26 protein-coding genes and 1 pseudogene are annotated in these 23,414 nt (G+C 72.5%); 17 read left to right on the top strand and 10 right to left on the bottom strand.

From position 1 onward, the window contains the following. The first annotated feature begins 118 nt into the window (after positions 1-118). Complete coding sequence (locus tag LMU33_RS09705; protein ID WP_228619195.1) at positions 119-1,318, top strand: saccharopine dehydrogenase family protein; 1,200 nt, start codon at positions 119-121, stop codon at positions 1,316-1,318. Positions 1,319-1,434: 116 nt separating this feature from the next. Next, positions 1,435-1,623, top strand: a complete 189-nt coding sequence (locus tag LMU33_RS09700) for a hypothetical protein (protein WP_228619192.1) — start codon at positions 1,435-1,437, stop codon at positions 1,621-1,623. Here the strand turns inward: LMU33_RS09700 and LMU33_RS09695 are convergent. Then, on the bottom strand, positions 1,587-2,327 hold the full coding sequence (locus LMU33_RS09695; protein WP_228619190.1) for an endonuclease V: 741 nt from the start codon (positions 2,325-2,327) through the stop codon (positions 1,587-1,589). The genes LMU33_RS09700 and LMU33_RS09695 overlap by 37 nt on opposite strands. A gap of 62 nt (positions 2,328-2,389) precedes the next feature. On the opposite strand from LMU33_RS09695, the gene LMU33_RS09690 reads away from it, so the two are divergent. Continuing rightward, on the top strand, positions 2,390-2,686 hold the full coding sequence (locus LMU33_RS09690) for a YciI family protein (RefSeq protein ID WP_228619188.1): 297 nt from the start codon (positions 2,390-2,392) through the stop codon (positions 2,684-2,686). 10 nt (positions 2,687-2,696) lie between these two features. Here LMU33_RS09690 and LMU33_RS09685 read toward each other — a convergent pair whose 3' ends face one another. Together LMU33_RS09685 and LMU33_RS09680 are read right to left on the bottom strand one after the other, a co-directional pair. Next, positions 2,697-3,035, bottom strand: a complete 339-nt coding sequence (locus LMU33_RS09685; RefSeq protein WP_228619185.1) for a plasmid stabilization protein — start codon at positions 3,033-3,035, stop codon at positions 2,697-2,699. Positions 3,036-3,091: 56 nt separating this feature from the next. Next, positions 3,092-4,195, bottom strand: a complete 1,104-nt coding sequence (locus LMU33_RS09680; RefSeq protein WP_228619183.1) for a WD40/YVTN/BNR-like repeat-containing protein — start codon at positions 4,193-4,195, stop codon at positions 3,092-3,094. 207 nt (positions 4,196-4,402) lie between these two features. Here LMU33_RS09680 and ssgD point away from each other — a divergent pair, with 207 nt between their 5' ends. Next, positions 4,403-4,819: a spore wall synthesis regulator SsgD gene (gene ssgD, locus LMU33_RS09675; RefSeq protein WP_228619180.1), complete on the top strand. Its 417-nt coding sequence runs from the start codon at positions 4,403-4,405 to the stop codon at positions 4,817-4,819. A gap of 336 nt (positions 4,820-5,155) precedes the next feature. On the opposite strand, the pseudogene LMU33_RS41920 reads toward ssgD, so the two are convergent. Then, positions 5,156-5,350 (bottom strand): annotated as a pseudogene (locus tag LMU33_RS41920) (hypothetical protein); the annotation flags it as partial. A gap of 227 nt (positions 5,351-5,577) precedes the next feature. On the opposite strand from LMU33_RS41920, the gene LMU33_RS09665 reads away from it, so the two are divergent. The 3 genes from LMU33_RS09665 (at position 5,578) to LMU33_RS09655 (ending at position 9,345) form a co-directional block, all read left to right on the top strand. Next, positions 5,578-7,203 carry an ABC-F family ATP-binding cassette domain-containing protein gene (locus tag LMU33_RS09665; protein ID WP_228619178.1) on the top strand — a complete coding sequence of 542 codons (1,626 nt, stop codon included), beginning with the start codon at positions 5,578-5,580 and terminating at the stop codon, positions 7,201-7,203. A gap of 131 nt (positions 7,204-7,334) precedes the next feature. Next, positions 7,335-8,111 carry a dimethylargininase gene (ddaH, locus tag LMU33_RS09660; RefSeq protein ID WP_228619177.1) on the top strand — a complete coding sequence of 259 codons (777 nt, stop codon included), beginning with the start codon at positions 7,335-7,337 and terminating at the stop codon, positions 8,109-8,111. Positions 8,112-8,370: 259 nt separating this feature from the next. Beyond that, positions 8,371-9,345 (top strand): acyl-ACP desaturase, encoded by a 975-nt coding sequence (locus LMU33_RS09655; RefSeq protein WP_228619175.1) that lies wholly within the window; start codon positions 8,371-8,373, stop codon positions 9,343-9,345. A gap of 91 nt (positions 9,346-9,436) precedes the next feature. Here LMU33_RS09655 and LMU33_RS09650 read toward each other — a convergent pair whose 3' ends face one another. Next, positions 9,437-9,682, bottom strand: a complete 246-nt coding sequence (locus LMU33_RS09650; protein ID WP_055709873.1) for a WhiB family transcriptional regulator — start codon at positions 9,680-9,682, stop codon at positions 9,437-9,439. A 269-nt stretch (positions 9,683-9,951) separates the two neighbouring features. Here LMU33_RS09650 and LMU33_RS09645 point away from each other — a divergent pair, with 269 nt between their 5' ends. After that, a complete protein-coding gene (locus LMU33_RS09645; RefSeq protein WP_228619174.1) occupies positions 9,952-10,743 on the top strand; it encodes a VOC family protein in 792 nt (263 codons plus the stop codon). 40 nt (positions 10,744-10,783) lie between these two features. Here LMU33_RS09645 and LMU33_RS09640 read toward each other — a convergent pair whose 3' ends face one another. The 3 genes from LMU33_RS09640 to ligD form a co-directional block, all read right to left on the bottom strand. Further along, a complete protein-coding gene (locus LMU33_RS09640) occupies positions 10,784-11,968 on the bottom strand; it encodes a LacI family DNA-binding transcriptional regulator (protein WP_228619171.1) in 1,185 nt (394 codons plus the stop codon). A gap of 221 nt (positions 11,969-12,189) precedes the next feature. Continuing rightward, positions 12,190-12,354 carry a hypothetical protein gene (locus tag LMU33_RS09635; protein ID WP_228619169.1) on the bottom strand — a complete coding sequence of 55 codons (165 nt, stop codon included), beginning with the start codon at positions 12,352-12,354 and terminating at the stop codon, positions 12,190-12,192. Between the two features lie 76 nt (positions 12,355-12,430). Then, positions 12,431-13,450 (bottom strand): non-homologous end-joining DNA ligase, encoded by a 1,020-nt coding sequence (gene ligD, locus LMU33_RS09630; RefSeq protein ID WP_228619167.1) that lies wholly within the window; start codon positions 13,448-13,450, stop codon positions 12,431-12,433. A 74-nt stretch (positions 13,451-13,524) separates the two neighbouring features. Here ligD and LMU33_RS09625 point away from each other — a divergent pair, with 74 nt between their 5' ends. Next, positions 13,525-14,601, top strand: coding sequence for an ATP-dependent DNA ligase (locus tag LMU33_RS09625; RefSeq protein ID WP_228619165.1), 1,077 nt, complete (start codon positions 13,525-13,527; stop codon positions 14,599-14,601). Between the two features lie 12 nt (positions 14,602-14,613). Here the strand turns inward: LMU33_RS09625 and LMU33_RS09620 are convergent, their stop codons facing one another. Then, positions 14,614-15,804 (bottom strand): zinc-dependent alcohol dehydrogenase, encoded by a 1,191-nt coding sequence (locus LMU33_RS09620; RefSeq protein WP_228619162.1) that lies wholly within the window; start codon positions 15,802-15,804, stop codon positions 14,614-14,616. Positions 15,805-16,245: 441 nt separating this feature from the next. Between LMU33_RS09620 and LMU33_RS09615 the strand changes: the two genes are divergently transcribed. Next, positions 16,246-17,241, top strand: a complete 996-nt coding sequence (locus LMU33_RS09615; RefSeq protein WP_228619160.1) for a DUF3048 domain-containing protein — start codon at positions 16,246-16,248, stop codon at positions 17,239-17,241. A 57-nt stretch (positions 17,242-17,298) separates the two neighbouring features. Here LMU33_RS09615 and LMU33_RS09610 read toward each other — a convergent pair whose 3' ends face one another. Then, positions 17,299-17,763 (bottom strand): MarR family winged helix-turn-helix transcriptional regulator, encoded by a 465-nt coding sequence (locus tag LMU33_RS09610; protein ID WP_228619158.1) that lies wholly within the window; start codon positions 17,761-17,763, stop codon positions 17,299-17,301. Between the two features lie 182 nt (positions 17,764-17,945). Here LMU33_RS09610 and LMU33_RS09605 point away from each other — a divergent pair, with 182 nt between their 5' ends. Genes LMU33_RS09605 through pcaDC form a run of 7 tightly spaced genes read left to right on the top strand, consistent with a single transcriptional unit; the run spans position 17,946 to position 23,402 of the window. Continuing rightward, positions 17,946-18,701 (top strand): CoA transferase subunit A, encoded by a 756-nt coding sequence (locus LMU33_RS09605; RefSeq protein WP_228619157.1) that lies wholly within the window; start codon positions 17,946-17,948, stop codon positions 18,699-18,701. Then, the gene (locus tag LMU33_RS09600) at positions 18,701-19,345 is read left to right on the top strand and encodes a CoA transferase subunit B (protein WP_228619155.1); all 645 of its coding nucleotides are present in this window, start codon (positions 18,701-18,703) and stop codon (positions 19,343-19,345) included. The genes LMU33_RS09605 and LMU33_RS09600 overlap by 1 nt, the downstream gene beginning before the upstream one ends. Continuing rightward, entirely contained in the window at positions 19,342-19,530 is a 189-nt protein-coding gene (locus LMU33_RS09595) for a hypothetical protein (protein ID WP_308280766.1), read from the top strand. Before LMU33_RS09600 ends, LMU33_RS09595 begins: the two co-directional genes overlap by 4 nt. Before the next feature lie 14 nt (positions 19,531-19,544). Next, on the top strand, positions 19,545-20,318 hold the full coding sequence (gene pcaH / locus LMU33_RS09590) for a protocatechuate 3,4-dioxygenase subunit beta (protein WP_228619154.1): 774 nt from the start codon (positions 19,545-19,547) through the stop codon (positions 20,316-20,318). A gap of 5 nt (positions 20,319-20,323) precedes the next feature. Further along, a complete protein-coding gene (pcaG, locus tag LMU33_RS09585; protein ID WP_228619153.1) occupies positions 20,324-20,926 on the top strand; it encodes a protocatechuate 3,4-dioxygenase subunit alpha in 603 nt (200 codons plus the stop codon). Continuing rightward, a complete protein-coding gene (gene pcaB / locus LMU33_RS09580; RefSeq protein WP_228619151.1) occupies positions 20,923-22,266 on the top strand; it encodes a 3-carboxy-cis,cis-muconate cycloisomerase in 1,344 nt (447 codons plus the stop codon). Before pcaG ends, pcaB begins: the two co-directional genes overlap by 4 nt. Then, complete coding sequence (gene pcaDC, locus LMU33_RS09575; protein ID WP_228619149.1) at positions 22,263-23,402, top strand: bifunctional 3-oxoadipate enol-lactonase/4-carboxymuconolactone decarboxylase PcaDC; 1,140 nt, start codon at positions 22,263-22,265, stop codon at positions 23,400-23,402. Before pcaB ends, pcaDC begins: the two co-directional genes overlap by 4 nt. The last annotated feature ends 12 nt before the right edge of the window (positions 23,403-23,414 follow it).

Raw genomic sequence — 23,414 nt, 5'->3', positions numbered from 1 at the left:
TTGTCAGGGCGTTCCTGGCTGCGGCCACCACTGCCTCCGGGCTGGTCGTCGTCGCTCGCTCCCCTCACGCTAGCCTCGGCCACCGACAGCGGCGCGGGCTGCGGGACGAAGGGGTGTCATGAGCAGGCTAAATAGGGCAGATCGTCCCTACGACCTCGTGCTTTTCGGAGCCACCGGCTTCGTCGGCACCCTCACGGCGGAGTACCTCGCCGCGCACGCGCCGAAGGACCTGCGCTGGGCGGTGGCCGGCCGCGACGAACGCAAGCTGGAGCGGCTGCGCGAGCGCCTGCCGGGCGGGGCGGACGTCGGTGTCCTGCGGGCCGACGTGTCCGAACCCGCGACCCTGCGCGCCCTCGCCGAGCACGCGCGCGTGGTCGCCACGACCGTCGGGCCGTACGTGCTGTACGGCGAGGAGCTGGTCGCCGCCTGCGCGGACGCCGGGACCGACTACCTGGATCTGACCGGCGAGCCGGAGTTCGTCGACCTGATGTACGTCCGGCACGACGCACGCGCGCGGGAGACGGGCGGGCGCCTGCTGCACGCGTGCGGCTTCGACTCCGTACCCCACGACCTGGGTGTGTACTTCACGGTCCGGCAGCTGCCCGAGGGCGTACCGCTGACCGTGGACGGATACGTGACCGCCGACGCTGCCTTCTCCGGCGGCACCCTGGCCTCGGCGCTGAACCAGTTCGCCCGCGGCCGGCAGCTGCTGGCCGCGGCGCGCGAGCGGGGCCGGCACGAGCCGCGGCTGATGGGGCGGCGGGTCGCGGCGCCGACGGGCGCGCCCCGGTTCGCCAAGGAGGTCGGCGCGTGGGCGCTGCCGCTGCCGACCGTCGACCCGCAGATCGTGCGCCGCTCGGCGAAGGCGCTCCGCCGGTACGGCCCCGACTTCCGCTACCGGCACTACGCGGCGGTGCGGCACCTGCCGGTCGCCCTCGGCGGGGTCGCCGCCGTCGGCGCGGTACTGGCGGCCGCCCAACTGCCGCCCGCCCGGCGCTGGTTGTCGGGCCGGCTGCAGCCGGGGGACGGGCCGAGCCCGGAGCGGCGGGCGCGGAGCCGGTTCGCCGTGCGTTTCGTCGGCGAGGGCGGCGGGCGGCGCGTGTTCACGGAGGTCTCGGGCGGCGACCCCGGCTACGACGAGACGGCGAAGATGTTCGCCGAGGCGGCCCTCAGCCTGGCCTTCGACGACCTCCCGCCGACGGCCGGGCAGGTCACCACGGCGCAGGCGATGGGTGACGCCCTGACCGAGCGGCTGCGCGCCGCGGGAATCACCTTCCGGGTCGCGGCCACCGGCCCGGGCACCTCCTCCCCCGTTTGAGACTTTCGCAGCCGGCGTCCCCGGGCACCTGCGGCCATCGCCACGAAAGTCTCACCGGGCCCGTCAATGAAACGATTGAGGCTCAAGTCCGCTGAGCCGAAGGAGGCGGGAGAGGCATGAAGTTCGTGCTCGAAGTGACCGTGGACGAGGGCGCGCAAGGGCAGGAGCGCGCCGGCGAGCTGGGGCGCATCCTGCGCTACTGGGGCGGGAACCTCCACCACTACGCCCTCGAACCCGGAGACGGCTCGGCCGTCTACGACTCGGCGTATCAGGAGGTCGGCGCCTGGCGCGTCGTCGCCTCCTGAGCGCCGCCTCCGGCGTTCTGTGCCGCTTCCCGCAGCGCCCGGCGGCACAGGGCGTCCGCCCGCCGCGTGGTCTCCGGCAGCCGGTAGCGCGGGGTGAGGGCCAGCGTGTGGGCGACGGCGTTGTCCAGGCTCACCCGGTGGCCGACGGAGACGAAGACCGGTTTGACGCCGTCCCGGGTGCGCAGTGCGCGCCCGACCTCCTCGTCCCCGGCGAGCAGCGGGGCGGAAGCTCCCCGCGCCGGGTCCGGATCGTCGTACGTGAAGGTGAACGGGTTCTTGGCGACGCCGATGACCGGCAGGCCGGTGAACACGCCGAGGTGGCTCGCGAGGCCGAAGCGACGCGGATGGGCCAGGCCGTAGCCGTCGCACACGACCAGGCCGGGCGGGCACGGCAGCCGGTCCAGGGCGGCCCGCACGGTCGGGATCTCGCGGAAGGCGAGGAGGCCGGGCACGTACGGGAAGGAGACCCGGCCGACGGCCGTCGCCTCGGCCACCACGTCCAGGGACGCGGCGTCCAGCACGACGGCCGCCGCGGCGACGAGGTCGAGCTCGTCGTCGTAGGCGACGTCGACCCCGGTGACCCGGCCCGTGCCGGGCTCGGGTCCGCGCTCGTCGAGCACCACCCGTCCGCGCAGCCCGTCCTGCACCGCGCGGGCCTCTTCCTCGGTCGCGGGCCAGCCCGCGGGTACGCCAACGGTCGTCATGGTGACCTGAACTGTACGGTTCCAGCGGCCCGTTGTCGGAGCCGGGGGGTACGCTCGCGATCATGTTCGTACTGGAACTGACCTACACCGCACCCCTCGACGCCGTGGACGCGCTCCTGCCGGACCACGTGGCGTGGCTCGAGGAGCAGTACGAGAAGGGCTTCTTCCTCGCCTCCGGGCGCAAGAACCCCCGGGACGGCGGGGTGATCCTCGCCGTCGCCGAGAACCGCGCCCGGATCGAGGAGCTCGTCGCGGGCGATCCCTTCGTCGTCGGCGGCGTGTGCACGTATCGCATCGCGGAGTTCATCGCCACCAAGACGGCTCCGGAGCTGGCCCGCCACCGGCAGACGCCGGGCTGACCGCGGCCGTTCATCCCTTCCTGGCGTTCAGCGCGCGCTGCAGCTGGTCCTTGTTCATGTTCGAACGGCCCTCGATGCCGCGCTGCTTCGCCTCGTTGTACAGCTGGTCGCGGGTCGGGCCCTGGGAGCCGACCCGGTTGCCCGACCGCTGACCGCCGCGCTTGCTGGACGACATGTCCTGCGTCGAGCTGCGGCTCGCGGTCTTGGACTCGCCGGCGCGGGCGCGCTCCTTGTTGACCGTCCGCGCGGCGATCTCCTTGGCGCGCCCGGTGCTCTCGCCTCGGTCCTGCGCGCTCTTCTTGATGTGCTCGTACTGACGCTCGCGCTTGGAGCTGGAACCGGCGGGCATGATCGCTCCCTTCGTCTCGGATCCCGTGCGACTCGAGTACCCGGTTCCCGCCCACCTCAGCGTTCCAGCCGCGCGACCCTCCCCTGCTCTCCGGCCGCCCAGCAGCTGAGGTCGGGCGTGCAGTCCACGGTGTCGTAGGAGCCGGTGTCGATCGTGCGCCAGGTGCGGCCCGCGTCAGTGGTGAGGTCGGTACCGGTGGGGCCGACGGCGAGTGCGGCTGTGCGGCTGTGCGGCAGCCAGGCGGCCCCCGAGCGGTAGGCGGGCGGGGACGTGGCGGCCGGGGTCCAAGTGCGGCCGCCGTCGGCGGTGAACGCGGCGGCCTGTGGCGAGGCCTGGTCGGGGCGGTAGTCGCCGCCGACGGCGAGGCCGTGGCCGCGGTCGCGGAAGGCGAGCGAGAAGACGCCCTTGGCGGGATCGCCGGCCGGCACCGGTGTGTCGGCGGCCGTCCAGGTCAGTCCGCGGTCGGCGGAGTGCAGCACGCGCGCGTGGGCGCCGCCGCCGGTGGCCAGCCAGACGTCCTTCGGGCCCGAGGTGACCAGGCACTGGCCGCTCGCGGCGAAGCCCGCCTCACCGTCCAGCGCGGGCGGCATGCCCGCCGGGGGCAGCATCCGCCAGGAGCGTCCGCCGTCGCTCGTCGACAGGATGCGGAACCTTCCGTCCACGGGGTCGCTCATCGCGAGGCCGTGCCGGCGGTCGAAGAAGGCCAGGCAGTCGTAGAACGCCTTCGGGTCGGTGTTGCGGAAGGACTCCGTCCAGCTCGCCCCGCCGTCCTCGGTGCGGTACACGCGGGACGCCTCACCCTCGCCGATGGCCAGCACCACGGCGCGCCGCGCGTCGAACGCCTCGACGTCCCGGAACTGCAGATCGGCCGCGCCCGGCGGAGAGACGTTCCGCCAGCTCGCTCCGCCGTCGGTCGTGCGCAGCACCGTGCCGCCGGTACCGGCCAGCCAGGCGGTACGCCGGTCGACGGCCGCCAGGCCCCGGAAGCGGACCTGCGGGGTGCCCGGATCCTTCGGCGCCCAGTGCGGCCTCCCCTGCCCGAGGGGCCCCGCCTCGGCGGAGGGCACGGTCAGTGCGCCCAACGCCGCCCCGCACGCCACCCCCGCCGCCACCAGCCTGCTCGTACGTCCTCTGCGTCGCGTGCTCCCCAAACGCCTCATGGCGGGCGAAGCTAGCCCACCGGCCCGACTCCGTCCAGAGGCCAACTGCCGCCCGCCGCAGGCACGAACGAGCGGGTCCGCGCCATGCATGAACGCGGTGACCGAGGTCACTCGTGATTCCTGTGCACGGATCGGCCGGATCCGTCGTCTCTTCCGGTGCCGGGTGCACACCCGGGCGCAGTCCAGCCGTCACGAGGGAGCAAGGCGTTGTCCACCGTCATCGAGCAGCCCGTAGAGGCGCGTCTCGTCGCCGCCGCACCGCGCATGCCGAGCATTCCCGCCACGCTGCGCTACGACCGACGCGATCCGTTCGCCGTCGTCATGACCTTCCCGGCCCCGGCCACCCTGGAGGGGGTCGAGGTGCGCTGGACCTTCTCCCGCGAGCTGCTCACGGCCGGGCTGCACCAGTCCGAGGGGCACGGGGACGTCCGGGTGCGGCCGTACGGCTACGACCGCACCGTGCTGGAGTTCCACGCCCCCGAGGGCACCGCGATCGTGCACGTGCGCTCGGGCGAGATCCGGCGCTTCCTGGAGGCGACCAGCGCGCTGGTGCCCGTCGGCCTCGAACACCTCCAGCTCGACCTCGACCACGGCCTGGCCGAACTGATGCGGGACGCCTGCTGAGCGCTGCGCGCGCGAAGCCGAGCGCCACGCGCGCGTGAAGCCGGGCGTACGGCTGCGCGCGCGTGGCCGGCCGGTTCGGCTCGTCGTACGCGACGCCGAGGGTGGCCGGCTCGGCCACGGCGGGCGCGCCGGGGAAGACCGACACGTCGACCGGCCTTCGATGCCCGCGACCAGCTCCTTCACCGTCCCCGGGTCGACGGCCCCGGGGACGAGGATCCGTCGGCGCCCGCCGCACGGAAGGCCGCCGCCCGCTCCAGGGTCGTGCGGCACGCCCGCCTCGTGCCGGGCGTCCTCGATGTCGACACCGACCGCGCCGGCGGCGAGCACCGCCCGTACGGCGTCGGCAACCCCGGCCAGGTCGGTGGCGTAGCCGGCCTCGATGTCCGCGCCGACCGGGACGCGTACGACGGCGGCGATGCGGGCCACGGCCCCGCCTGCGCGGTCGCGGCCGAGGCGGTCGCCGACAGACGCCGGCCGAGGGCGGCCCTTAATTGCGTTGACAGCCCCCAGCCGCCCTTCTACGGTGTACATCGGTCCTGTTGCCGTCGATTGGAGAAGGACGTTGCTCGTCTGAGGTCCTGAGGCATCGCGTCGCACCGGTTGAGGTGTGTGCGCGGCGTACGACCTCGGCGTCCGAGCCGTCCTCGGGCACAGGCCCTTTTCCGTGGCCTCCTCGTGCCCCACGACCTTTCGGTTCCCGCCTCGCGGTGTCTCGACATGCGTCCACCCGACCGCACGAAACCCTTCGCGAGGCCCTCATGTCATCTTCCCTCACCTGTACGTCCCTGTCCTTCACCTGGGCCGACGGCACCGCCGTCCTCGACGGCCTCGACATCGCCTTCGGGCCCGGCCGTACCGGTCTCGTCGGCGTCAACGGATCAGGGAAATCGACCCTGTTGAAACTGCTGGCCGGTGAACTCACCCCGTCCGACGGCACCGTCAAGGTGTCCGGCGAGGTCGGTCACCTCCCGCAGAACGTCACCCTCGACACCGCACTCCGCGTCGACCAGGCCCTCGGCATCGCCGAACGGCGGGCCGCGCTGCACGCCATCGAGGCGGGCGACGTCGCCGAGGAGCACTTCGAGACGCTGGGCGACGACTGGGACGTGGAGGAACGCGCCCTCGTCACGCTCGGCGAGCTCGGTCTCGGCCACATCGGCCTGGACCGCACGGTCGGCGAGGTCTCCGGTGGCGAGTCGGTGCTGCTGCGGCTGGCCGCGCTGCTGCTGCGCCGTCCTGACGTGCTGCTGCTGGACGAGCCCACCAACAACCTCGACCTGTATGCGCGCCGACGGCTGTACCACGCCGTATCCGCGTGGCCGGGCGTACTGGTCGTGGTCAGCCACGACCGGGAACTGCTCGACCTGGTCGACCAGATCGCCGAGCTGCGCTCCGGGGAGGTCACCTGGTACGGCGGCAACTTCTCGGCGTACGAAGAGGCTCTGGCCGTCGAGCAGGAGGCGGCCGAGCGGACGGTGCGCGTCGCCGAGGCCGATGTGCGCAAGCAGAAGCGCGAACTGGCCGACGCCCAGGTGAAACTGGCCCGGCGCAAGCGGTACGGGCAGAAGATGTGGGACTCCAAGCGCGAGCCGAAGATCGTCATGGGTGCCCGCAAACGCGCCGCCCAGGAGTCGGCGGGCAAGCACCGCATCATGCACGAGGAGCGGCTCGCCGAGGCCAGGGAGCGCCTGGACGAGGCGGCGGAGGCGGTACGGGACGACGACGAGATCCGCGTCGACCTGCCGTACACCGCCGTGCCGCCCGGCCGGCAGGTGCTCACCCTGCAGAACCTGGAAATGGCCTACCACGCGCGCGTGGAGGGCATTCTCGATCTGCGGGGCCCGGAGCGGATCGCGCTGGTCGGCCGCAACGGCGCCGGCAAGACGACGCTGTTGCGGACCGTCGCAGGGCAGCTGGCACCGGTGGCCGGCGAGGCGCGGGCGCACGTCCCGCTGCGCTTCCTGCCCCAGCGGCTGGACGTGCTGGACGACGAGCTCACGGTGGCAGAGAACGTGGCCCGGTTCGCGCCGGGCGCCACCAACAACCGGATCCGGGCGCGGCTCGCCCGCTTCCTGTTCCGGGGCGCGCGGGCCGACCAGAAGGCGGCCACCCTGTCGGGCGGAGAGCGGTTCCGGGCGGCCCTCGCCGCGCTGATGCTCGCCGAGCCGCCACCCCAGCTGCTGCTGCTCGACGAGCCGACCAACAACCTCGACATGGCGAGCGTGCGGCAGCTGACCTCGGCCCTGGAGTCGTACGAGGGCGCACTGCTCGTGGCCAGCCACGACCTGCCGTTCCTCGAGTCGATCGGCATCACCCGCTGGCTGCTGATGGAGGAGGGAGAGCTGAGGGAGATCTCGCCGGAGGACATCGGGGCCTCGACCTAGGGTCCGACGTCTCAGGAGGGCCACAGCCTGACAACGAGGGTTTTGTCGTGGCCGGGACGGATTGCATGATGGCGGACCGGTGCCGTCTCACCGGCACCGGAAAACCGCACCATCGATTCGAAAGGTCCCTCGTGCCCAGCAAGAAGGCCCTCGTCCGCCGCCCCAGCCCCCGCCTCGCCGAAGGCCTGGTGACGCACATCGAGCGGGAGAAGGTCGATGCCGGGCTCGCCGCCGAGCAGTGGGAGGCCTACGTCGAGGCCCTGAGTGCGCACGGCTGGGAGACGATCGAGGTCGACCCGGAGGACGACTGCCCGGACTCGGTGTTCGTCGAGGACACCGTCGTCATGTACAAGAACGTGGCGTTGATCACCCGGCCCGGCGCGGAGTCCCGGCGCGCGGAGACCGCCGGCGTCGAGGAGGCGGTGGCCCGGCTCGGCTGCTCGGTGAACTGGATCTGGGAGCCGGGCACCCTGGACGGCGGCGACGTCCTGAAGGTCGGCGACACGGTGTACGTCGGCCGCGGCGGGCGCACCAACGCGGCCGGCGTGCAGCAGGTGCGGGCCGCCTTCGAGCCGCTGGGCGCGCGCGTGGTGGCCGTTCCCGTGAGCAAGGTGCTGCACCTGAAGTCCGCCGTGACCGCGCTGCCCGACGGCACGGTGATCGGGCACATACCGAAGGTCGACCGGCCGTCGCTGTTCCCCGGCTTCCTGTCGGTGCCGGAGGAGTCCGGCTCGCACGTGGTGCTGCTCGGCGGGCACAAGCTGCTGATGGCGGCGAGCGCGCCGAAGACCGCGGAGCTGCTGACCGATCTCGGCCACGAGGTGGTCACGGTGGACATCAGCGAGTTCGAGAAGCTCGAGGGCTGTGTGACGTGCCTCTCGGTACGGCTCCGGGAGCTGTACGCCTGACGGGCGGTGCTGTCACTCCGAAGGCCCCGGATCCGTGCATCCCGGGGCCTCCGGCCTGTCCTGGAGAGGCCGACGCAGCCACGCCGAAACACCCGGGAGGGCCAGTTCCGCCCTACTGATCAGCGATCTTTACAGTGGCCTTAACCTACGGCTTCGTAACCTACGCTTTCGTAGCCTACGATCACGTAGGTTTCCGGCACCGCTCGCCGGACCGCCGCCTGATTCTCCCCCGTTGTTCGGCGTCCCCCCTGGAGTTCCCGTGACGATCACCTCCCCTCACCTCGGCAGCCCGTCCGCCTGGACCGACGCGCGGCTGCTGTTCGCACTGGAGGAAGTGGTCGAGACGGAACTGAACCGGCATCTGAAGGTCGCCAAGGACTGGATGCCGCACGAGTACGTGCCATGGAGCGACGCCCGCAACTTCCCCGGCCTGTTCGAGGACGGGGAGGCCTGGGGCAAGGACCAGTCCAAGGTGACCGAGATCGGCCGCATCGCCCTCGTGGTCAACCTGCTCACCGAGGACAACCTGCCGAGCTACCACCACGAGATCGCCACGCTCTTCGGCCGCGACGGCGCCTGGGGCACCTGGGTGCACCGCTGGACGGCCGAGGAGGGCAGGCACGGCATCGTGATGCGCGACTATCTGCTCGCCTCGCGCGCGGTGGACCCCGACAAGCTGGAGCAGTTCCGCATGTCGCACATGAGCGAGGGCTTCGAGTCCGACAACCGGCACTCGATGCTGCACTCGATCGCCTATGTCGCCTTCCAGGAACTGGCCACCCGGATCTCGCACCGCAACACCGGCCACCAGTCCGGCGACCCGGTCTGCGACCGCATGCTGGCCCGCATCGCGACCGACGAGAACCTCCACATGGTGTTCTACCGCAACCTGCTGAAGGCCGCCTTCGAGCTGGCCCCCGACCTGACCATGCAGGCGGTGCGGGACGTCGTGGTGAACTTCCGCATGCCCGGTCACGGCATTCCCGGCTTCGAGCGGGCCGCCGCGCAGATGGCCATCGGCGAGGTCTACAACCTGCGCATCCACCACGACGACGTGCTGCAGCCCGTACTGCGCTTCCTGAGGGTCCTGGAGATGGACGGCCTCGGCCCCGAGGGAGTCAAGGCGCAGGAGGAACTCGGCCTGTTCATGGGCGGCCTGAACGAGGAGGCCCTCAAGTTCGACGAGAAGCTGGCCACCCGCAAGGCCCGGATGGCGGCCCGGGCCGGAGCCTGAGGCACGCCGGTCACCGACCGCACGCCGGGGTCCGACGCCCGCAGGGGACCCGCCGGAAGGACGGGTACCCGGCGGGCGTCGGCGGACGTCGTCAGTGGGACGTGCGGCGCAGGGCGAGGCGCTCCTTCTCGGACAGGCCGCCCCAGACGCCGAAGCGCTCGTCGTTGGCCAGCGCGTAGTCCAGACAGGCAGGGCGCAGCTCGCACATGGCGCAGATGCGCTTCGCCTCGCGTACCGAGCTGCCGGGCTCGGGGAAGAAGAAGTCCGGCCCGGTCTGCGCGCAGAGTGCCTGCGCCTGCCAGGTGTCGTCGGCCGGAGTGATGGTTTCGAAGGGCATGACCAGGATCGTGCCGCGCGGCGAAAAACGTTCGATCAACGCCGGGTCAACGCCGCCGGCAGTGCCTCCGGCCGCCCCCGATGATGCTCTTCCGGACCGCACCGGCGCACGGCGGCGCGCGGGGCACGGCGAAAACCCGCAGGGCGCGCCCGGCCACCCGGGGTGAGCGTGGTCCGTCCGGCGCGTCGCGGCGATCCGGCGGCGATTGTCAGTGGGGGGTGCCAGACTCGGCAGTGCAGAGGACGGGACCCCTTTCGAGGAGGGCGAAGATGCTCACCACCCGTTTCGTCGACGGCGCCCCGAACTGGCTCGACATCAGCACCCCCGACATCGACGGCGCCGTGTCCTTCTACGGCGGTCTCTTCGGCTGGCAGTTCCAGTCGGCGGGCCCGGACGCGGGAGGCTACGGCTTCTTCCAGCTGGGCGGCAGGACCATCGCGGGCGGCATGCAGTCCGGCCCCGAGCAGGGCCCGCCGGCCTGGACGGTGTACTTCCAGAGCGCGGACGCACAGGCCACCGCCAAGGCCGCCGAACAGCACCACGGCAGCGTGCTGTTCCAGCCGATGGACGTCATGGGCGAGGGACACATGGCGGTCCTCGCCGACCAGGCGCACGTGCCCTTCGGGATCTGGCAGCCGGGCCGGACCAAGGGCGTCGACATGGCGAGCGAGCCGGGCTCGCTGTGCTGGGTCGAGCTGTACACCCCGGACATCGCGGCGGCCGCCGCCTTCTACCACCAGGTGCTGGGGCTCGAGACGTCCGCCGTGCCCTTCCCGGGCGGGACGTACACGTGCGTCAATCCGGCCGACGGCGGGGAGGACGCGATGTTCGGCGGGATCGTGCCCCTGGCCGACGACCCGGTCGAGGCCCAGGGCAGCCCGTACTGGCTGCCGTACTTCGAGGTCGAGGACACCGACGCGGTGGTCGAGAAGGCGCGGCAGCTCGGCGGAGAGGTGCGCGTGCCGGCGACGACCATGGAGGGCGTCGGCCGCATGGCCAGGCTCACCGACCCGTACGGCGCCCGCTTCGCGGTGATCAAGAGCGAGTCGCCACAGGGCTGAATCCGGTCGGCGGACCGGGGCGGGTCCTCTTGCGCGGCGGTCAGGCGGACACCCGTCGTATCAGCGTGGTCGGGAGGATGACGCCGCCGGCGTGCGGCTCGTCCACGGCGCTTCCGGTCCGGTCAAGGCCGTCCGTCCTGCCGCGGGCATCCGTCCGGTCACAGCCGTCCGTCGTGCCGCGGCCGTCAGGCCGATCTCGGTCGTCCGTCCGGTCGCGGCCGTCGGAGAGTCCGCGCAGCAGCAGGCGGGCCATCAGACGGCCCATTCCCTCGATGTCCTGACGAACCGTCGTCAGTGGCGGGTCGGCCTCCTCGGCGACGGGCAGCATGTCGTCGAAGCCGATGACGGCCACGTCGTCGGGGACGCGTCGGCCGCTCGCGCGCAGCACGCGCAGGGCACCGAGGGCGGTCAGGTCGTTGGCGGCGAACACGGCGTCCACGTCCGGGCAGCGGTCGAGGAGTTCGCGCATGGCGCGTTCACCGCCGGCCGGGGTGAAGTCGCTCTCCACCACCAGCCGGGGATCGTTCCCGCCCGGCACCTCGCCCATGACGTCCCGGTAGCCGTCGAGCCGGTCCACCGCCGACGTCTGGTCCAGGACGCCGGTGAGATGCGCGATGCGTGTGCGGCCGAGGCCCATGAGATGCCGTACGGCAGCGCGTGCTCCGCCCCGGTTGTCGCAGTCGACGTACACGACACCGGGGTCCTTCGCCGTAGGGCGAGCGGGGCCGGCCCCGCGGCCCTCGTCGCCCCAGCCGGGCCGTCCGCCGAACACGGTGGGCACACCGGCGTCCTGGATGAGGCCGGGCAGCGGGTCGTCGAGATGCAGGGAGAAGACGAGCGCGCCGTCGACATGTCCTCCGGAGAGATACCGGGCCACGCGCGCGTGATCGTCACGACCCTCGGTGAGCAACAGCACCAACTGGTTGTCGTGTGCGGTCAGTTCCTTGCTGATGCCGCGCAACTGCAGCGCGAAGAAGGGGTCGGCGAAGACCCGGGTCTCGGGCTCGGCGATGACGACCGCGACGGCGTCGTGCCGCTTGGTGACGAGGCTGCGCGCCGCCTGGTTGGGTACGTAACCCAGCTCTGCCACGGCCTGCCTGACCCGCTCGGCCAAGGGCGCGCGCACCCCGTCGCCGCCGTTGACCACCCGGGACACGGTGGCCCGGGACACGCCGGCCCGCGCGGCCACGGCCTCCAGCGTGGGACGCGACACTGCCTCGGTCACTTCGGGACTCCTCATCGGCGGCTGCCGGTCAGGATAACCGCGCGGTGGAGACCCCGTCGGTGCCGCGACGCAGGCATGCTCTTGCTCGCCCGAGCCGTACGGACGGCTCGCGTCCGGGGCGGCGGGCCCGGCGACGGTCACCGTGTGACGGCCGGATCGACGACGTCCGGGAGGGGACCCGGCCCGAGCGGTGGGTTCTCGTCCGCGGTTGGCTCGGGGCATCACCCGGCGTGGAGCCAGGTGAGGGTGAGGTCCTGCCAGGGCAGCCCGACGGGGGCGTACACCGTGCGCTGCCGGACCAAGGAGCGGCCGGGGTGCGTGCCCGTGAGGGTGGCGTAGGCGCTGGTCCGGACGAGCACCCGGGCGCGGCCAACGCACTCATGCACGCGGCGAGTTCGGTGTCGTCGACGACGAGGAGCGCCGCGTCCGGCAGATCCGGGAACGGCCGTCCGCGCACTGCCCTCAGGGCGTCTGCTCCCGCCGGGCCCGGCTCGGCTGGACGCGCTTGGGCTCGCCGGGCATCTTCGGGTACTCCGGCGGGTACGGCAGATCGCCCAGGCCGTGGTCGTGTTCGTCGCGGCGGGCAAGCTCCAGCAGGGCGTCCAGGGAGTAGGCGTGGTCGTCCATGTCGGCGTGGACGTCGCCGAGTTCGGCGAAGCGGGCCGGCATGGTGACGAGGTCGAAATCGGCGGGGCGGGCCACGCCGACCTCCTCCCAGCGCAGGGGTGCCGAGACGGTGGCGTTCGGGCGGGGGCGTACGGAGTAGGCGGAGGCGATGGTGCGGTCGCGGGCCGTCTGGTTGTAGTCCAGGAAGATACGGCTGCCCCGCTCCTCCTTCCACCACTTGATCGTCACCTGCTCGGGCATCCGGCGTTCCATCTCCCGGCCGACGGCGATGGCGGCGCGGCGCACCTGGGTGAAGGTCCAGCGCGGTTCGATCGGTGCGAAGACGTGCAGGCCCCGGCCGCCGGAGGTCTTCGGCCAGCCGCGCAGCCCGCCGAACTCGTCCAGGACCGCGCGCAGTTCGTGGGCGGCGCGGGCCGCGTCGTCGTAGTCGGTGCCGGGCTGCGGGTCGAGGTCGATGCGGAGTTCGTCGGGGTGGTCGACGTCCGTGGCGCGCACCGGCCAGGGATGGAAGGTGAGCGTGCCGTACTGGGCGGCCCAGACGACGGCGGCCTGCTCCGTGGGGCACATCTCGTCGGCGCTGCGGCCGCTGGGGAAGGTGATGTGGGCGGTCGGGATCCAGTCGGGCATGCCCTTCGGGGCCCGCTTCTGGAAGAACCACTCGCCGCCCACGCCGTCGGGGTAGCGTTCCAGGGTCGTGGGGCGGTTGCGCAACGCGCGCAGGATGCCGGGGCCCACGGCGACGTAGTACTGCGCGAGGTCCAGCTTGGTGAAGCCCCGCTCGGGGAAGAAGACCTTGTCCGGGCTGGACAGCCGTACGGTCCGGCCGGCCACCTCCAGTTCCACCGCAGCACCCATGCGGCCACGGTAGGCGCACCCCGCACAGCGCGCACACCGGGCGGTGCCGGAGGTATGCGAGCAGAATCGGTTGCATGGATCTGCCCGTCATGCCGCCCGTGAAGCCCATGCTCGCCAAGTCGGTGGCGAAGATCCCGCCGGGGATGCACTACGAGGCGAAGTGGGACGGGTTTCGTTCGATCGTGTTCCGGGACGGCGCCGACGTCGAGTTGGGCAGCCGTACCGGGAAGCCGTTGACCAGGTATTTTCCCGAGCTGGTCGCGGCGCTGAAGGAGCGGGTGCCCGAGCGGTGCGTGCTGGACGGGGAGATCGTGATCGCGCGGGAAGGCCATCTGGACTTCGACGGGCTGACCGAGCGAATCCATCCGGCCGACTCCCGGGTGCGGATGCTGGCGGAGAAGACCCCGGCGTCCTTCGTCGCCTTCGACCTGCTCGCCCTGGACGACCACTCCCTGCTCGACGTCCCGCTGACCGACCGTAGGGCCCTGCTGGAACGGGCGCTCGCCGACGTGACACCGCCGGTGCACGTGGCGCCCGCGACGACCGACATCGAGGTGGCGCAGCAGTGGTTCGAGCGGTTCGAGGGCGCCGGCCTCGACGGAGTCGTCGCCAAACCGCTCGACCTGCGCTACCGGCAGGACGAGCGGGTCATGTTCAAGGTCAAGCACGAGCGGACGGCGGATGTCGTCGTGGCCGGGTACCGGTTCCACAAGAGCGGCCCGGTGGTCGGCTCGCTGCTGCTGGGGTTGCACGACGAGCGGGGACAGCTCCAGCACGTGGGCGTGTCGGCCGCCTTCCCCATGAAGAAGCGGGCCGAACTGGTCGAGGAGCTGGAGCCGCTGCGCATGGACGACGTGGCCGGGCACCCGTGGGCGGCCTGGTCGGACGAGGCCGCGCATGAGACGGCCCGGCTGCCGGGCGCGCCGAGCCGCTGGTCCGGCAAGAAGGACCTGTCCTGGGTGCCGCTGCGGCCGGAGCGGGTCGCCGAGGTGGCCTACGACCACATGGAGAACGGGCAGCGCTTCCGGCACACCGCCCGCTTCCGCCGCTGGCGCCCGGACCGCACGCCGGAGAGCTGCACCTACGCCCAGTTGGAGGAGCCGGTGCGCTACGACCTGGCGGAGATCCTGGGCGAGAGGGACCGGGGCTGACGACCGGCCGGTCTACGGCTCCATGAGGATCTTGATGGCGCCGTCCTGCTTGTGCTGGAACATGTCGTAGGCGTGCGGTGCCTCGGCGAGCGGCAGCCGATGGGTGGCGAAGTCGTCGACGCCGAGGGGATCCTCGTCGGTCAGATACGGCATGATCCGGTCGGTCCAGCGGCGGACGTTGGCCTGGCCCATGCGCAGCTGGATCTGCTTGTCGAACAGGGTGAGCATCGGCATCGGGTCGGCCATGCCGCCGTACACGCCGCTCAGCGAGATGGTGCCGCCGCGCCGTACCAGGTCGATCGCGAGGTGGAGGGCGCCGAGCCGGTCGACGCTGAAGCGTTCCGCGATGGGGGCGCTGAGCTTGCGGGGCAGCAGCCCGGTCGCCGTCTGCGCGAGTTTGGCGGCGGCGCTGCCGTGGGCCTCGGTGCCGACGGCGTCGATCACGGCGTCCGGGCCCCGGCCGCCCGTCTCGTCTCGGATGGCGTTGACCAGTGCCTTCTCGTCGTCGAAGGCCCTCAGGTCGTAGGTCTCCACGCCGTCCCGGTCGGCACGCGCGAGCCGTTCCGGGACCAGGTCGATGCCGAACACGCGCTCCGCGCCGCGTGCCTTGCCGATCCGGCAGGCCATGTCGCCGATCGGGCCGAGGCCGAGGACGGCGAGGGTGCCGCCGGGCGGGACGGCCGCGTACTCGACGGCCTGCCAGGCGGTGGGCAGCACGTCGGAGAGGTAGACGAAACGGTCGTCCGGCGGACCCTCGGGCACCTTGATCGGCCCGAACTGCGCCTGGGGCACCCGCAGGTACTCGGCCTGGGCGCCGGGCACGGAGCCGTACAGGCGGGTGTAGCCGAACAGGGCGGCGCCCATTCCCTCGCCGGTGACCTGGGTGGTCTCGCACTGGGTCGGCAGCCCGGTCAGGCACATCCAGCAGTTGCCGCAGGCGATCTGGAACGGCACCACGACCCGGTCCCCGGCCTTGAGGTCCGGCACTCCGGGGCCGACCTCCTCGACGATGCCCATCGGCTCGTGCCCGAGGATGTCGCCCGGTGTCATGAACGGGGTGAGCACCTCGTACAGATGCAGGTCCGAGCCGCACAGACCGGTGGACGTGATGCGGATGACGGCGTCGGTGGGCTCTTCGATCCGCGGGTCGGGCACGTCCTCGACCCGGACGTCCCGCCTGCCCTGCCAGGTGACTGCCTTCATGGGTCGCGCTCCCTCGGTCGCGTGGGCGAATCGCGGTGGCGCCCGGGTACCCGCGCCCGCCAGCACCGAATCCCTAGCTCCGGTCCCGACCCGCCACCGCCCGCGCCCCTCCGACGCCTGCCACCAGCCACCACCGTCACCACCCACCACCGTCACCACCCACGCCATCGACAACCCTCCGCCGCCCACCGCCCGTCACCACCCACGCCTCGGCTCCGGCCGCTCCCCACGCCTCGGCTCCGGCCGTCTCGCCGCCACTCGGCCGTCTCGCCGCCATCGGCCCGTCTCAGCGCCTCCCGCCAACGGCGTCTCCGCCCGCCGGGGTCGTCTCCGGAGCCCGAACGGCCCACGGAGCGCGCATGACCGTAACTGTTCGGGTATGGCCAGCAATGACCCTATGAGCGCACAATCGGACAAACGAACGGGGTGGCCATGGTGGGCATGGGACACAGAGCGCGCATGCGCCGCGGGACGCTGACGATGACCGCGCTGGCGGTCTCACTGACCGCGACCCTCACGGCCGGCTGCACCCACCACGGCCGGGACGACGACCGCGCCCCTCAGCAGACGCCGGCACCCACGGCACCGTCGGCTCCGGCACCGGCCCCCTCGGACACGGCGGCCGGTTCACCACTCGCGGTGAAGATCGACAACGTGCCCGCGGCCCGACCCCAGACCGGGCTCGAAGCGGCGGACGTGGTGTACGCCGAGCAGGTGGAGGGCGGTCTGAGCCGGCTGATGGCGGTGTACGCGACCCGGCTCCCGAAGACCGTCGGACCGGTGCGCAGCGCCCGCGAGTCCGATCTGGAGCTGCTGCGCCAGTTCCACCGGCCGACGCTCGCCTTCTCCGGGGCCCAGCACAGGCTGCTCCCGCTGATCGACAGGGCGCCGCTGCGGGCGGAGTCCCCCGACGAGGCCCCCGCCGCCTACTACCGGGGCACCGCCAGGGCCGCCCCGCACAACCTCTATCTGCACCCGGCCAGGCTGCTGCCGTCCGCCCCGGGCGAGGCCGCGCTGACAACCGGCTTCAGCTACGGCCCGGCCCCGTCCGGCGGCACCCCCACGGCCACGCGCACCGTCCGCTACCCGGCCGCCCGCTTCACGTTCGACTGGTCCGCCGAGCGGCACCGCTGGCTGGTCGCGATGGACGGCACGCCCACGGTGACGACGGACGGCGCGCGGGTGGCACCGGCGACGGTCGTCGTGCAGTACGTGAAGATCCGGGCCTCCCGCTATCACGACGTGCTCGGCAACCGCACGCCGTACACCGAGACGGTCGGCTCGGGGAAGGCGCAGGTGCTGCGCGACGGCCGGTCCTTCGACGCCTCCTGGTCCCGTCCGGACGCGACGGACGGTACGACGTTCACCGCGGCGGACGGCGGCCGGATGGACTTCGCCGACGGCCAGGTGTGGGTGGTGTTCGCACCTGCACCGTGACCGCCCGTACCGGCCGGTCGGCGCCCATACCGGCCGGTCGATGCCCGTACGCCCCGGTCAGCCCCGCGCGGCCAGCGGTTCGGCCGGGTTGCGCAGGCCCTCCGCCGCGTCCGCGACCCGGCGGACCAGGTCGAAGAACACGGTCTGTTCCTCGGCGGACAGCGGCGCCAGGAAGACCTGGTTCATCCGGGCGGTGCGCACGGTCAGCTTGCGATGGGTGCGCCGGCCCTCGTCGGTCAGGCGGAGCAGGAAGCGCCGGCCGTCCTGCGGGTCGCGCACCTTGGTCAGCAACTCCCGGCGGCCGAGCCGGCTGATGACCTCGGCGATGGTCGAGCGGTCCAGGCCCACCCGCTCCCCCACGGTCCGCTGATCGAGGCCCGGCTCCGCGACGAGCGCGTTCATGACCGCGAACTGCGGCGAGGTGATCTCCTCGGAGACCATCGTGTTCCACAGCAGGTAGTGCGCCTGCTGCAGCCGCCGGGCCAGGTGCCCGGGATGGGTGGTGAGGTCCACCGCAGCCATGTGCGCTCCCTGATCATTTCGTTGGTGTACTGAACAATACTCGTCGACCGGACCACCTGTCTCCCGGCGGGAAGTGCGAACAACGCATGTCTTGACGGGCATCGCCTCCGGTGGCAGCGTGTGGAGCACCTCGCTGAAATGCTCAGTGCCCTGATTAATGGCGAAGAGATGAGGCCTCACGGATGGACAAGGTGGTCGCCACGGCCGCGGAGGCGGTGGCCGATGTGCCGGACGGCGCGTCCCTCGCGGTCGGCGGGTTCGGGCTGAGCGGTGTGCCGAACGTGCTGATCCAGGCGTTGTACGAGCGCGGGGTCGGTGGTCTCTCGGTCGTCTCCAACAACTGCGGGGCGATGGAGTCCGGTCTCGCGGTACTGCTGGCCGCCGGGCGGATCAGCCGGGTGACCGGCTCCTACATCGGCGGCAACAAGGAGTTCGCCCGCCAGTACCTGGGCGGCGAGCTGGAGCTGGAGCTGATCCCACAGGGCACGCTGGCCGAGCGGCTGCGCGCGGGCGGCGCCGGCATCCCCGCCTTCTACACCCCCGCCGGAGTCGGTACCCAGGTCGCCGAGGGCGGTCTGCCGTGGCGCTACGACGGCGAGGGCGGCGTCGCGCTGGCCTCGCCACCGAAGGAGGTGCGGGAGTTCGACGGCGTGCAATACGTCCTGGAGCGCGCCATCCGCACCGACTTCGCCCTGGTCAGAGCCGCGAAGGGCGACCGCCACGGAAACCTCGTCTTCAACAAGTCCTCCCGCAACTTCAACCCCCTCGCGGCCATGGCGGGGAGGGTCACCGTCGCCGAGGTGGAGGAGCTGGTCGAGCCCGGCGAGATCGCCCCGGACGCGGTGCACCTGCCGGGCGTCTTCGTGCAGCGGGTGGTGGCCCTGACCCCGGAGCAGGCGGCGGACAAGCGGATCGAGCAGCGGACGGTGAGCGGTTGATGGCCTGGACACGCGAGGAGATCGCCGCACGGGCGGCGCGGGAGCTGCGCGACGGACAGTACGTCAACCTCGGCATCGGCCTGCCCACGCTGATCCCGAACCACCTGCCCCCGGGTGTGGAGGTGGTCCTGGAGTCGGAGAACGGCATTCTGGGCACGGGCCCGTATCCGACCGACGACCAGGTCGACCCCGATCTGATCAACGCGGGCAAGGAGACCGTGACGGTCCTGCCGGGCGCCTCCTTCTTCGACTCGGCGCTGTCCTTCGCGATGATCCGCGGCGGGCACATCGATGTGGCCGTGCTCGGCGCGATGCAGGTCTCCGCCGGCGGCGACCTGGCCAACTGGGCCGTACCGGGCAGGCTGGTCACCGGGATCGGCGGCGCGATGGACCTGGTGCACGGCGCCCGTCAGGTGATCGTGGTGATGACCCACACCGCCAAGGACGGCTCCCCGAAGATCCTCAAGGAGTGCACGCTGCCGCTCACCGGCAAGGCCTGTGTGAACCGAGTCATCACCGACCTTGCGGTGTTGGACGTCAGCGAGCAGGGCCTGGCCCTGGTGGAGACCGCGCCCGGTGTGACAGTTGACGAGGTCGTCGCCCGGACCGACGCCGAACTCGTCATCCCGGGGAATCTGCTGTGAACGCCGTCAACAGGCTCAATACGGTTTACCTCGTCGACGCCGTCCGCACCCCCTTCGGCCGCTACAACGGCGCCCGGCTCGCCGGCACCGTCGCCCACCAGCTCGCCCGCCGCGGCTCCGGCACCGGCGTGGCCACCCTGTGCATCGGCGTGGGCCGAGGCCTCGCCCTCCTTCTCGAACGCTGACCCCAGGACGCCCCATGCCTCTCACCCAAGCCGACATCGACCTCGAAATCGCCACCGAGCACGCCGCGTACGACAAGCGCGTCGCCGACGGCGCCCCCGTCGAGCACCACCCGCGTCGCGACTACGCGCCCTACCGCTCCTCCGTGTTCCGCCACCCCAAGCAGCCTCTGGTCGCCATCGACACCGCCCAGGACCCGGAGCTGGTGGAGCTGTACTCCCCCGCCTTCGGGGAGCGCGACGTCACCGGGATCGACAACGACCTCACCCGGCACCACCGGGGCGAGCCGATCGGTGAGCGGATCACCGTCTCCGGGCGGCTGCTGGACCGCGACGGGCGTCCGGTGCGCGGCCAGCTCATCGAGATCTGGCAGGCCAACTCGGCCGGCCGCTACGCCCACCAGCGCGAACAGCACGACGCCCCGCTCGACCCGAACTTCACCGGCGTCGGCCGCACCCTCACCGACGCCGAGGGCCGCTACCACTTCACCACCATCCAGCCCGGCCCCTACCCGTGGCGCAACCACGTGGGCGCCTGGCGCCCGGCCCACATCCACTTCTCGGTGTTCGGTACGGCGTTCGCCCAGCGGCTGGTGACGCAGATGTACTTCCCCAACGACCCGCTGTTCCCGTACGACCCGATCCTGCAGTCGGTGACGGACGACGCGGCCCGGCAGCGGCTGGTCGCCAGCTACGACCACGGCCTGTCGGTGCCGGAGTTCTCACTCGGTTACCACTGGGACATCGTGCTGGACGGCCCGGCCGCCACCTGGATCGAGGAAGGACGCTGACCGCCATGACGAAGATCGACACGAGCAGGCCGGAGCAGGTGCTGCCCACCCCGTCCCACACGGTCGGCCCGTTCTACGGCTACGCCCTGCCCTTCCTCGGCGGCGAGGAGATCGCCCCGTTCGGCCACCCGGACACGATCACCGTGCACGGGTACGGCCTCGACGGCGCGGGCCGACCGCTGCCGGACGCACTCGTGGAGGTGTGGGGTCCGCACCCCGACGGCACCGTCCCGCAGGCCGACGGCTCCATCCGGCGCGACCCGGCCACCGGCGGTTACCTGGGCCGCAACGGTGTGGAGTTCACCGGCTGGGGCCGCAGCCAGACGGACACCGACGGCCACTGGTACGCCCGTACGCTCCGGCCCGGCGCCCGCGGCGGCAACGCCCCCTACCTCAGTGTCTGCGTCTTCGCGCGCGGCCTGCTCGTCCACCTGTTCACCCGGATCTATCTGCCGGGCGACGAGGCATCGCTCGCCGCCGACCCGCTGCTCACCCGGGTGGGCGACCGGCGCGACACGCTGATCGCCGCCGAGGAGGGCCCGGGGACCTACCGTTTCGACATCCGCCTTCAGGGCGAAGGCGAGACGGTCTTCCTGGAGTTCCAGTGACACCTGCGTCCCCTCCGTACGCCGACACCGGCCTGCTCGCGCCCGAGTGGGGACAGTCGGGCGCCGCGTCCGCGACCAGTGACCACGCGTATCTGCGGGCGCTGCTCGACGCCGAGGCGGCGCTGACCCGCGCCCAGGCCACGCTGGGGCTCGCCCCGGCCGAGGCCGCGGCGGCGGTGACCGAGGCCGCCGTCCCGGACCGGTTCGGCATCCGCTCCCTGGCGGCTCGGACCCCGGCCGGCGGCAACCCGGTCATCCCGCTGGTCGCCGACCTGACCAGGGAGGTCGGCGAGCAGTACGGCCCCTACGTCCACCGGGGCGCCACCAGCCAGGACATCATGGACACCGCGACGATGCTGGTCGCCGTGCGCACCCTCGGCCCGGTCCTGGCCGACCTGGGCCGCACCGAGCGGGCGCTGGCCCGACTCGCCGCGGAGCACCGGGACACGGCGATGCCGGGACGGACGCTCACCCAGCACGCCGTACCGACCACGTTCGGGCTGAAGGCGGCCGGCTGGCGGTCGCTGGTCCTGGACGCAACGGACCGCCTCACCCGGGTACGGGACTCGCTCCCCGCCCAACTCGGCGGCGCGGCCGGTACCTTGGCGGCCTTCCAGGCGTACGGCGCCCGGGACGCCGCCGCACTGACGGCGGCGTACGCCCGCGAAGTCGGCCTCGCCGTACCGGCGTTGCCCTGGCACACGCTGCGCACGCCGATCGCCGACCTGGCGGGGTGCCTGGCCTTCACGGCGGGCGCCCTGGGCAAGCTCGCCGTGGATGTGCTGACGCTGTCGCGCACGGAGATCGGCGAGGTGAGAGAGGGCAGCAGCGGCGGCGGCTCGTCGGCCATGCCGCACAAGGCGAACCCGGTGCGCTCCACGCTCCTTTCGGCCGCCGCCCGGCGTGCCCCCCAGCTCGCGGCCACGCTGTACGGCTCCGTCGCCGCCGAGGACGAGCGGCCGGCCGGCGCCTGGCACGCCGAGTGGGAGCCGCTGCGCGACCTGCTCCGGCTGGTGGGCGGCTCGGCCACCCACGCGGCCGAGCTGGCCGAGGGCCTGCGTGTGCACCCCGCCGCGATGCGCCGGAACCTCGGTCTCACCCGGGGGCTGATCGTGTCCGAGCGGCTGTCCGCCGCCCTCGGCCCCGTTCTCGGTCGTGCGCGTGCCAAGGAGCTGCTGACCGAACTGACCCGCCGCGCCCATGCCGAGGACCGTCCGCTGCGCGAACTCCTCGGCGAGCAGCCAGAGGTGAAGGACATCGACCTGGACGACCTCTGCGCCCCCGCCCACTACACCGGCTTCGCCGGAGCTCTCACCGACCATGCCCTGGAGCGACGTTGACCGGGAAACTCCTCAACCATCTGGCAGAAGGCCCGGCCTCGGCGCCCCCGCTGCTGCTGGGGCCGTCGCTCGGCACCTCGTACGCCCTGTGGGACGCGGTCGCGCCCGAGCTCTCGGCAGCCCATCGCGTGGTGCGCTGGGACCTGCCCGGCCACGGGGGGTCGGCACCGGAGCTGATCGGACCGGGCGCGACCGTCGGCGACCTCGCCGCGCTGGTGCTGGCCCTCGCCGACGCGCTCGGCATCGACCGGTTCGCCTACGCGGGCGTCTCCCTCGGCGGCGCCGTCGGCCTCCACCTGGCCGTGCACCACCCCGACCGGCTGACCTCCGTGGCCGTGCTGTGCTCCTCCGCCCACTTCGGCGACGGCACGGCCTGGCGGGAGCGGGCGCGGCGGGTGCGCCACGAGGGCATTCAGTGGCTGGTGGAGAGCGCCGACGCGCGCTGGTTCACCCCCGGCTTCAGCGTCCCGAAGCTCCTCCAGGACCACCGGGAGGCCGATCCGGAGGCGTACGCCGCCTGCTGCGACGCGCTCGCCGCGTTCGACCTGCGCGACCGGCTCGGCGAGATCTCCGTACCGACACTGCTCGTGGCGGGTCGGCAGGATCCCGCGACGCCGCCCGCGCATCTGCGCGAGATCGCCGACGCGGTGCCCGGCTCGACGCTGGTGGAGCTGCCCGGCGCCTCGCATCTGGCGCCCGCGCAGGTCCCGCACGCCGTGCTGACGGTCCTGCGCACCCACCTCGACGGGCCGCCGGCGAGCGGAATGGCCGTGCGCCGGGAGGTGCTGGGCGACGCGCACGTGGACCGGGCGCAGGCCCGGCAGACCCCGTTCACCGCCCGGTTCCAGGACTTCGTCGCCCGCTACGCCTGGGGCGAGATCTGGACCGATCCGACGCTGTCCCGGCGCGAGCGCAGCATGATCACACTGACCGCGCTGGTCGCCCACGGTCACCACGACGAGCTGGCGATGCACGTCCGGGCGGCGCGCCGCAACGGGCTGACGACTCAGGAGATCGCCGCGGTGCTGCTGCAGACCGCCGTGTACTGCGGGGTGCCGGCCGCCAACTCCGCGTTCGCGACCGCCCAGTGCGTGCTCGCCGAGGAGGACGACGAGGAGGGCCGGGGCCGAGGGTGACCCTGCCGGTCG

This window comes from Streptomyces barringtoniae (genome assembly GCF_020819595.1).
GTDB classification, from domain to species: domain Bacteria; phylum Actinomycetota; class Actinomycetes; order Streptomycetales; family Streptomycetaceae; genus Streptomyces; species Streptomyces barringtoniae.
Note: the sequence above shows the minus strand (reverse complement) of the source record. Positions and strands in the feature narration are given on the sequence as shown.

Bases quoted from the DNA above. Each gene is read 5' to 3' on its own strand.
- LMU33_RS09705 (WP_228619195.1), top strand. From the start codon at position 119: ATGAGCAGGCTAAATAGGGCAGATCGTCCCTACGACCTCGTGCTTTTC.
- LMU33_RS09700 (WP_228619192.1), top strand. From the start codon at position 1,435: ATGAAGTTCGTGCTCGAAGTGACCGTGGACGAGGGCGCGCAAGGGCAG.
- LMU33_RS09695 (WP_228619190.1), bottom strand. From the start codon at position 2,327: ATGACGACCGTTGGCGTACCCGCGGGCTGGCCCGCGACCGAGGAAGAG.
- LMU33_RS09690 (WP_228619188.1), top strand. From the start codon at position 2,390: ATGTTCGTACTGGAACTGACCTACACCGCACCCCTCGACGCCGTGGAC.
- LMU33_RS09685 (WP_228619185.1), bottom strand. From the start codon at position 3,035: ATGCCCGCCGGTTCCAGCTCCAAGCGCGAGCGTCAGTACGAGCACATC.
- LMU33_RS09680 (WP_228619183.1), bottom strand. From the start codon at position 4,195: ATGAGGCGTTTGGGGAGCACGCGACGCAGAGGACGTACGAGCAGGCTG.
- LMU33_RS09665 (WP_228619178.1), top strand. From the start codon at position 5,578: ATGTCATCTTCCCTCACCTGTACGTCCCTGTCCTTCACCTGGGCCGAC.
- LMU33_RS09650 (WP_055709873.1), bottom strand. From the start codon at position 9,682: ATGCCCTTCGAAACCATCACTCCGGCCGACGACACCTGGCAGGCGCAG.
- LMU33_RS09645 (WP_228619174.1), top strand. From the start codon at position 9,952: ATGCTCACCACCCGTTTCGTCGACGGCGCCCCGAACTGGCTCGACATC.
- ligD (WP_228619167.1), bottom strand. From the start codon at position 13,450: ATGGGTGCTGCGGTGGAACTGGAGGTGGCCGGCCGGACCGTACGGCTG.
- LMU33_RS09625 (WP_228619165.1), top strand. From the start codon at position 13,525: ATGGATCTGCCCGTCATGCCGCCCGTGAAGCCCATGCTCGCCAAGTCG.
- LMU33_RS09620 (WP_228619162.1), bottom strand. From the start codon at position 15,804: ATGAAGGCAGTCACCTGGCAGGGCAGGCGGGACGTCCGGGTCGAGGAC.
- LMU33_RS09615 (WP_228619160.1), top strand. From the start codon at position 16,246: ATGGGACACAGAGCGCGCATGCGCCGCGGGACGCTGACGATGACCGCG.
- LMU33_RS09610 (WP_228619158.1), bottom strand. From the start codon at position 17,763: ATGGCTGCGGTGGACCTCACCACCCATCCCGGGCACCTGGCCCGGCGG.
- LMU33_RS09605 (WP_228619157.1), top strand. From the start codon at position 17,946: ATGGACAAGGTGGTCGCCACGGCCGCGGAGGCGGTGGCCGATGTGCCG.
- LMU33_RS09600 (WP_228619155.1), top strand. From the start codon at position 18,701: ATGGCCTGGACACGCGAGGAGATCGCCGCACGGGCGGCGCGGGAGCTG.
- pcaH (WP_228619154.1), top strand. From the start codon at position 19,545: ATGCCTCTCACCCAAGCCGACATCGACCTCGAAATCGCCACCGAGCAC.
- pcaG (WP_228619153.1), top strand. From the start codon at position 20,324: ATGACGAAGATCGACACGAGCAGGCCGGAGCAGGTGCTGCCCACCCCG.